Annotated in this window: 10 protein-coding genes; all 10 read right to left on the bottom strand. The window is 28.1% G+C overall.

What is annotated here, in order from left to right:
- Positions 1 to 118: 118 nt before the first annotated feature.
- The 10 genes from KQI16_RS03565 to KQI16_RS03520 all read right to left on the bottom strand — a co-directional run bounded on the left by KQI16_RS03565 (position 119) and on the right by KQI16_RS03520 (position 7391).
- Entirely contained in the window at positions 119 to 1174 is a 1056-nt protein-coding gene (locus KQI16_RS03565) for an alpha/beta fold hydrolase (protein ID WP_216432284.1), read from the bottom strand.
- Between the two features lie 27 nt (positions 1175 to 1201).
- A complete protein-coding gene (locus KQI16_RS03560) occupies positions 1202 to 1630 on the bottom strand; it encodes a helix-turn-helix domain-containing protein (protein ID WP_119866105.1) in 429 nt (142 codons plus the stop codon).
- A 141-nt stretch (positions 1631 to 1771) separates the two neighbouring features.
- Complete coding sequence (locus tag KQI16_RS03555) at positions 1772 to 2344, bottom strand: GNAT family N-acetyltransferase (RefSeq protein ID WP_216432282.1); 573 nt, start codon at positions 2342 to 2344, stop codon at positions 1772 to 1774.
- A gap of 193 nt (positions 2345 to 2537) precedes the next feature.
- Positions 2538 to 2771, bottom strand: coding sequence for a DUF2249 domain-containing protein (locus KQI16_RS03550; protein WP_119866107.1), 234 nt, complete (start codon positions 2769 to 2771; stop codon positions 2538 to 2540).
- A 71-nt stretch (positions 2772 to 2842) separates the two neighbouring features.
- Complete coding sequence (locus tag KQI16_RS03545) at positions 2843 to 3175, bottom strand: GIY-YIG nuclease family protein (protein ID WP_216432280.1); 333 nt, start codon at positions 3173 to 3175, stop codon at positions 2843 to 2845.
- A gap of 120 nt (positions 3176 to 3295) precedes the next feature.
- Positions 3296 to 4069, bottom strand: coding sequence for an SDR family NAD(P)-dependent oxidoreductase (locus KQI16_RS03540; RefSeq protein WP_216432278.1), 774 nt, complete (start codon positions 4067 to 4069; stop codon positions 3296 to 3298).
- Positions 4070 to 4211: 142 nt separating this feature from the next.
- Positions 4212 to 5564: a 23S rRNA (uracil(1939)-C(5))-methyltransferase RlmD gene (gene rlmD / locus KQI16_RS03535; protein ID WP_216432276.1), complete on the bottom strand. Its 1353-nt coding sequence runs from the start codon at positions 5562 to 5564 to the stop codon at positions 4212 to 4214.
- An 8-nt stretch (positions 5565 to 5572) separates the two neighbouring features.
- On the bottom strand, positions 5573 to 5911 hold the full coding sequence (locus KQI16_RS03530) for an RDD family protein (protein WP_216432274.1): 339 nt from the start codon (positions 5909 to 5911) through the stop codon (positions 5573 to 5575).
- 20 nt (positions 5912 to 5931) lie between these two features.
- Positions 5932 to 6615: a hypothetical protein gene (locus KQI16_RS03525; RefSeq protein ID WP_216432272.1), complete on the bottom strand. Its 684-nt coding sequence runs from the start codon at positions 6613 to 6615 to the stop codon at positions 5932 to 5934.
- Positions 6616 to 6743: 128 nt separating this feature from the next.
- Positions 6744 to 7391 carry a helix-hairpin-helix domain-containing protein gene (locus KQI16_RS03520; RefSeq protein WP_216432270.1) on the bottom strand — a complete coding sequence of 216 codons (648 nt, stop codon included), beginning with the start codon at positions 7389 to 7391 and terminating at the stop codon, positions 6744 to 6746.
- Positions 7392 to 7651: the final 260 nt, after the last annotated feature.

The raw sequence follows: 7651 nt of genomic DNA, 5'->3' as shown, positions 1-7651 counted from the left end.
CAGGTAAATCTTATAGAGTTAAAGATAAAATATTCACTAATAATTCCAAAAAATAATTAGTCAAAAGTGTTAAAAGTTATATTTGCAAATTTGTTAAAAATAATATTGACATTAACACTTATTCTAATTCATTTAAAAATTCCACCATAATTTCAATAAATTCATCTGGCTTATCATAGTGTATATCGTGACCTGGAGTGTCAACATTGACTCTTTTCCCCTTTTCTAATAGGCTGACTACACGATCGGTATCTTCATCTGATAAGGCTGCTAATAATAAATCACCATCATAACTAGTATTGGCCTTAATAAATACTGTAGGACTTTTTATTTTTGATAAGACTTCTTCTTGATTATAATCTTCAAACCAGCTGTTATCATAGAAAGTTTCTCCAAATCTTTGATCATAAGGATAGGTTACAACTTCAAACATCCTATTTATTTGTGGTGGTAAATACTTTACATGAACGGGTTCATCAGGGTGCTTTTCATGATAGCTTACTGCACTTTTTGAAATAAAATTCCAAATCTTTTCTCCAAAGATATTTTTCCAATAACTTCTTTCTAAACTATATTTAAAATAATCTTTCTCTTCACTTTGATTTTTAAAATCCTGATATAATTGAAAACCATAAACCCATGCGTAAGTCTTTTCCCTTCTGCCAGCTTCTGTTGCAAAGAAAGGTGAATCTTCAATAACTGTTCCTAAGATGCGATCTGGATAATAGGCAGCCATCCATGCAGCAATCATTCCCCCTGAAGAATGGCCTGAAACAACTACTTTTTCTCCAATTTCTGTATCAATAAATTCTATAAAATCTTTAGCCATTTCTTTAGCTGAGTACTTTTCTACCTTCCATTCTGATTCCCCATGTCCATGACAATCTATAGCATAAACATGATAATGTTTTGATAGTTCCTCTAATACCTTAGCATAATCTTCCCAAATCATTCCTTGGCCATGTATTAATAAAAGTGGCGTTTTTCCATTATCAGGCCCTTCTCCATAATTTAACAGAGTACCATCTTTTAATTTTATCTGCCTTTCTATAAAACCTGCTTTAGCTATCTTTTTTAATGGTTTCTTAATATAGGTTACATTATTATAAAAATATGAACCAATTATAAATAGTATAATCCCTAAGATTATAATTAATATTATTTTCTTTTTCATATTTACCACTCTCCTATTTTTAAATTACTATTCTGTACATTCTTCTGCATTATAAATTGCTTCTATAAAATGCATTAATTTTTCCTGCTTCATCAAAGCAAGTCCTTGACTTTCATCTCCTAAAACCAGCAAACTATCACCAGGAAAAATGTTAAATATCTCCCTAGCCTTTTTAGGAATTACAATCTGCCCTCTTTCACCAACCTTTACTATTCCAAAAACATGCTTTCCCTTTGGCTGAGGACCTATTTTATCTTTATCGTTAGAATAATTCACTAAATCATCTAAACTAACTCCATAAAATTCTGCTAAAGCTAAACAATTATTAATATCAGGAAGACTTTCTCCACTTTCCCATTTTGCAACAGCCTGTCTTGAAACACCAATTTTATCAGCAATTTCTTCCTGAGTATATTTATATTTCTTTCTTAATTTTTTTAAATTCATACTTATCATATTAATCACATCCTTTGATTTAATGATATATTAGTTATTATCTCTATTCAACCAACCAGATATAACAGCAAATGTTATTATTAGTTTACATATATTTATTCATAAAAAAAAGAGTTAAGTAACTCTCCTTTTTTATCACTATTAATTTAAAGTATCACCTTTATAATAAATTTCTTCCCATCTTTTTCTTGTTAATACCATATTAAGGGCATCAATCATTTCTCCTTCATATTCTAAATCAGCTTTATCAATACTATCTAAAATAAATCCTGCTTTTTCATATACTCTTTGTGCCCTTGGATTGAAGGCATAAACCCCTAAAGTTAACTCTTTTAGATCTGTATTTAAAAAGATATAGTCACATACTAAGATTGTTGCCTCTGTTCCTAATCCACGGTTTCTTCCCCCAGGACCTATAAGTATCCTAAAATTCATGCTATGTTTAATTTCATCATATTCATTTATGACTACTTCCCCAACTACTGTATTATTAGCTTTATCTATAATTGCAAGATCAAGGCGGTCAACTTGCTCATTTCTTGTATTATACCAATTTATTAAAAATTCCTTATCAAAGAAAGCTGAACTTCCAGTAAATTTCATAACTTCTTTATCTTCTAATGCTTCTACCATAAAGTCAATATCTTGACTTTCAAAAGGACGAAGTATTACTTTATTTCCTTCTATTGTTGGTTTATATTTTAAATTTATCATATTCCTCTCCCTCAGTTTAAAGTTCTTGACCTTAACATGCTAAAAATATACATATTTTTTATTATATCATAGGCTAAAGCATAGATATATAATAAAAAACTCAGAGCATTTCTACTCTGAGCTAAAAAATGATATTTATAAAATGATGATAAAAGGGGTATCATGTTAGTTATAAGTTTTTATATGTTTAAATCTATTTCTTTTTAATAGCTACTCTCCATACTTCTGGGCCTTCTTCAAGGTATTCCCATTCAAATTTTCCAGCATATTCTGCTGAAAATTGATAGTATAATGGTTTTGGATCATGATCATTTAATAATTCCATTTCTTCACCATTATTCAAATTATTAAAAGTATCAAAAATAACTGCATGTTTATCCTTTGGTTCATAAATACGTGCATCTACTTGTGATTTAAATCTTGACATCTTATTTACCTCCAAAATGAACTTTGTAAATACATAGTATTACTAAATGCCAAGATTTTATGTGATTTGAATCACATCTTTAATTTATTCCATTCTGGTTTTAATTGATTTATCCATTTCATTTCTATTTCCCTACATTTTTCTTTTGTTGGTAATATTACAAAACTTACTGATATTTTATCTCTATTAGCTTTAATCTCTTTCTCAGCTAAAGTTCTCCCCTTTAAATTATATAATCTATCAAATTCTTTTCTTAAGCCATTTTCTGCTCGTCCTACATATTTTACTCCATCTAGATATAGCTTATAACAGCCCATAGATCTTGAGGCCTTTTTGCTAGCTTCTTCTAAGCTTAATGATAAAACCCCTGCTCCTTTTATTTTATCTATTATCTTATTAAACATATTATCTCCCTTTTCTTTAATTATTTATCCTCTTTTTATAAATTCTATTTTCTATCTTTGTTTCCTTTAAATATTTTTATTAATTAATAAGTTAGAATTTATCATACTAAGTTTATTTATCTATTTTTGAATTAGGTAACTTGCATATCTAACTAAAGCCTTAGGTAAAAATTTGCCTAAACAAGCTATAGTTTTATTCGTAATTCCATAAACTGCAACTACTCTTCCCTTCATTAACATTTTATATCCATATTCAGCAACTTCTTTGGCTGTTGCATTTTTTAAATTTTTAAACAATCCTGATGTTTCAAGATTTGCCTTTTCTTCAAAATTTGTTTTAGTTGGTCCTGGACATAAAGCGAGAACATCTATATCAGTATCTTTAAGTTCAACAGATAAGGCTTCTGTAAAAGATAATACAAAAGCTTTACTTGCATAATAAACTGCCATTAAAGGTCCTGGCTGAAAGGCTGCTAAAGAAGCTAGATTCATTATCTTTCCTCTATTCTTTCTCTTCATATCTTTTAAATAATAGTAAGTAAGCTTTACTAAGGCCATTATATTTACATTTATCATTTCTTCCTGTTTTTTTAAATCTAAAGAGGAAAACTCCCCAAAATCTCCAAAGCCTGCATTATTGACTAATATTTCTACTTGAATATTTTTTTCCTTCGTAAAATTATATATTTCCTCTGCAGCTTCCCTCTTGTATAAATCTTTGGATAAAATTTCAACCTTTATTTTATAATCTTTTTCCAATTTTTCTTTAAGAGATAATAGCTTTTCTTCATTTCTTGCAACTAAAAGTAGGTTATAGCCTTCCCTTGCAAATATATTTGAAAGCTCAAGACCTATTCCACTGGAAGCTCCTGTTATTAAAACTACCTTTTCCATTAATATCATCACCTATCTTATTTATCATTTTTAATTTTATATTATCACTTTTTTATTAATATTTATTAATTTTTTTAATTTTAATACAATTTTTTACTAATAAAAAGAGCCAAGCAATTATCTTGCTCAACTCTTTAGCTTCTTACTTCGTAAGTTTAACAACCACCTCAGCATGAGGAGTATTTGGAAACATGTCCTTAACTATAGTCTTTTCTACTTTGTATCCTGCAGCTATAAGATCCTTTAGATTTTCTACTAAAGTCTTAGGATTGCATGATACGTAAATTATTTCCCTGGCATTAAATCTTATTACATAGTCCAATGCTTTTGGACTTACACCACTCCTTGGTGGATCTAAAATAATTATATCTGGCTTATCTTTAAGCTGTTTGATTGTTTCTGCAACGTCTCCTGCTATAAATTCACAGTTAGTCAATTTATTTAGTTTAGCATTTTCTTTAGCAGCTTCTACTGCTTCTTCTATAAGTTCTAATCCAACAACCTTTTTAGCCTTAGCAGCAGTTATTTGTCCTATTGTACCTGTTCCACAATACAAATCAAATACAACTTTATCATCTGCTTCACCCATAAAATCCCTAACTATACTATAAAGACTTTCTGCTCCCTTAGTATTGGTTTGGAAGAAGGAGAAAGGAGAAATTTTAAATTTAAGACCTAATAAATCTTCTATTATAAAGTCCTTCCCATAAAGCAAATTAACCTTTTCTGGAACTACTGCATCTGAAAAGGAGTTGTTTTCTGTATGTAATATAGATACTAATTTTCCCTTATAACTTTGCGATCTTAAAATTTCTACATATTCACTTAAGTCAAAATCAATTTGACTTGTTGTTACAAGATTAACCATAATTTCTCCTGTATTTATGGCCTTTCTAATAACTAAGTGCCTTAAGTAACCTTCTCTTTTCATTACCCTATAGTATGGGAGTTTTTTATCTCTAAAGTAATCAACTGTTGCTTTTATTACTTTTCTAAAATCTTCATCAACAATTAAACATTTATCAACAGTTATTATTCCAAAAGACTTACCCTTCATATGCATTCCAAGAGTTAATTCTCCACCCTTTTCAAAGTCTCCAAAGGTAAACTCCATTTTATTTCTATATTCCCATTGTTCCTGACTTCCTACAACTCCTAGATAATCTCCCATATAAACATTAGCATCTTTAAATAAAGACTTAACTTCCTCACTTAATAGCTCTAATTGTTTTTCATAAGTTAAATTCTGGGATGTACATCCACCACAAAGTCCAAAGTACTCACAAGGTGCATCTATCTCATATTCTGCTTTTTCATCAACAGATAATAGTTTAAGTTCAGCATAATTTTCTCTTTTTTTCTTTACTCTGCCTGAAACTATTTGTCCAGGAAATGCTCCCTTAACATATATTTTCTTTCCTTCTAATTCACCAATTCCAACAGAAGGAAATTCTGTCCTATCAATTTTAACTTGTACTGTACTTCCTTTTCTCATAGTATCTCCTAACTATTATATTTTAAATTTAGTTTCTCACCTATAGTTTTTTCTAACTTTGTAGAAATTAATACTGGTCTATATAATACATTAATTATTATATATAGTAATAAAAACATACTCTCTCTATCTGAAACATAATATCCTGCTAATCCTATTAAAAAATCAAAAACTATTAATATTAATAACGCAAGAGCAATTGATATTACCTGATCAATAATAGCCGTAAAAATTCTTTTTAATAATTTTATAAACTTTCCTTCTTTTTTTACATTTGCTTCTTTTAGAATTTCTTCATTAGAGTTTTCATATTTATCCATCTTTTCTAATTCTTCATTTCCGCTCAAAATAAGTTCCTCCCACTCTTTTAATTATTAATACTAAAATCATATACTTTTGAGTCTAATCTATATAATAAATAATCATCCTTTATAGTTATAGTTTCTACTAAGCCATCTAAATTGCTTTCTATTGTTCCATTTGCATCTTGATTTTTAACTATATCTATAATTTGATTGTTTATTTCAGAGTAATCCCTTTCTGAGTTATTTGTCATTGCTTCTGAAAAGGCAGCCATAGAAGTTTCTTTAAAATCAAATTTATCTTCATTCTTTATTTGATCAAGATCTAGCTTAAAGCCTATTTTTAAATTAAGACTTCCTCTGGATAAATCCTCTCCAAATATTTTAAATCCATAATACATGCTTTCTAATCTATTTGGTTCTGGATTTATATTATCTAAATATATATGATTATCATTAACTGTTTCACCATTTTCTTCTGTTACTTTTTCCTCAATCTTATATTCTAAACCATAAAATAAAGCTTGTTCTTCCATTCTTGCAAGTATTTCTGAGTGGAATTGACTTACTTCTTCCCTTGTGTAATCTTTAGCCCATTCTCCTTCTCCAATAAATACTTCCTGCTTAGTTTCTGTTTGACTATTATTTTCACTTGACTTATCTGTAGAATTTTTATTTGAGTTACTACATCCTGCTATAGACACTGCAATTGTTACACTTACTATAATCGGTAATATTTTCTTTAGCATACTAGTTCCCCCTAGTTTTTCTTCTTTTATCAAATTTCAACTTATTATATCATTAAAGGTATTATTTTTAAAGCCTTTGTCACACAACTGTAATATTTGCTGGTATTTCAAGGAAAATTATTTATTAATTATATTGTTACCAAATCCTTTAATTTTTCAAAGGTCTTTTCTCCTATTCCCTTTACATTTTTTAATTCTTCTATAGATTTAAAAGCTCCATATTTTTCTCTATATTCAATAATACTTTTAGCTTTTACTTCTCCTATTCCCTTTATCTCAGTAAGTTCCTCTAAAGAAGCAGTATTTATATTTATTAATTTTTCATTACTTTCATTATAAATTACAGAAGCTCCTTCCAAAGAAATTTCTTCACTGAAATTTTTATTTGGAATTATTATAAGCTGATTAGGATTTAACTTTGCTGCTCTATTTATTTTATCTATGTTTGCTTCTTCTGTAAGTCCTCCTGCCTTATCAATTAAATCCTTAATTATGCTTCCCTCTTCCATTTCATATACATCTGGTTTTCTTACTTCTCCCTTTATTTCTACCACTATTGTTTTTTTTACTTCTTTTTCTTTTGGTAACTCTTCTATAATATCCTCTTCAGAAATTGTTGCTACAGCTTCTTCAACAAATATATCTTCCATATATTCATCCATAAATACCTTAGATTTATTACTTTTATATAAATTAATAGAAATAATCAATAATATAAAAGCTAAAAATAAAATCGCAATATCTCTTTTTTTTATGTTTTTTAAATAATTACTCATAGTCCTCCCTCTATTTTTTTATTATAATTCTTAACCTTTTTTGATAAAAAATAACTCTTTTACTGATTTTTCTTATGGAAAGGTGGAATAGTATTAATTTTTCTGTTAAAATATTTTTATGTGAGTATAAAATAAATATGATTGTGTAAAGTAAATATGAAAAAATAGCGTAGCTACATGTATAATTACACAATATTGTTCAGTTTTTCTTTAAAATTTAAAAAAATTGATTTAGAAAGCTTGTTTTAAACAAAAAATGG

It is taken from the genome of Caproiciproducens sp. MSJ-32 (assembly GCF_018918055.1).
Lineage (GTDB): Bacteria > Bacillota > Clostridia > Clostridiales > Clostridiaceae > Clostridium.
This window is presented reverse-complemented; position numbering and strand designations above follow the sequence as displayed.

Bases quoted from the DNA above. Each gene is read 5' to 3' on its own strand.
- KQI16_RS03565 (WP_216432284.1), bottom strand. From the start codon at position 1,174: ATGAAAAAGAAAATAATATTAATTATAATCTTAGGGATTATACTATTT.
- KQI16_RS03560 (WP_119866105.1), bottom strand. From the start codon at position 1,630: ATGATAAGTATGAATTTAAAAAAATTAAGAAAGAAATATAAATATACT.
- KQI16_RS03555 (WP_216432282.1), bottom strand. From the start codon at position 2,344: ATGATAAATTTAAAATATAAACCAACAATAGAAGGAAATAAAGTAATA.
- KQI16_RS03550 (WP_119866107.1), bottom strand. From the start codon at position 2,771: ATGTCAAGATTTAAATCACAAGTAGATGCACGTATTTATGAACCAAAG.
- KQI16_RS03545 (WP_216432280.1), bottom strand. From the start codon at position 3,175: ATGTTTAATAAGATAATAGATAAAATAAAAGGAGCAGGGGTTTTATCA.
- KQI16_RS03540 (WP_216432278.1), bottom strand. From the start codon at position 4,069: ATGGAAAAGGTAGTTTTAATAACAGGAGCTTCCAGTGGAATAGGTCTT.
- rlmD (WP_216432276.1), bottom strand. From the start codon at position 5,564: ATGAGAAAAGGAAGTACAGTACAAGTTAAAATTGATAGGACAGAATTT.
- KQI16_RS03525 (WP_216432272.1), bottom strand. From the start codon at position 6,615: ATGCTAAAGAAAATATTACCGATTATAGTAAGTGTAACAATTGCAGTG.
- KQI16_RS03520 (WP_216432270.1), bottom strand. From the start codon at position 7,391: ATGAGTAATTATTTAAAAAACATAAAAAAAAGAGATATTGCGATTTTA.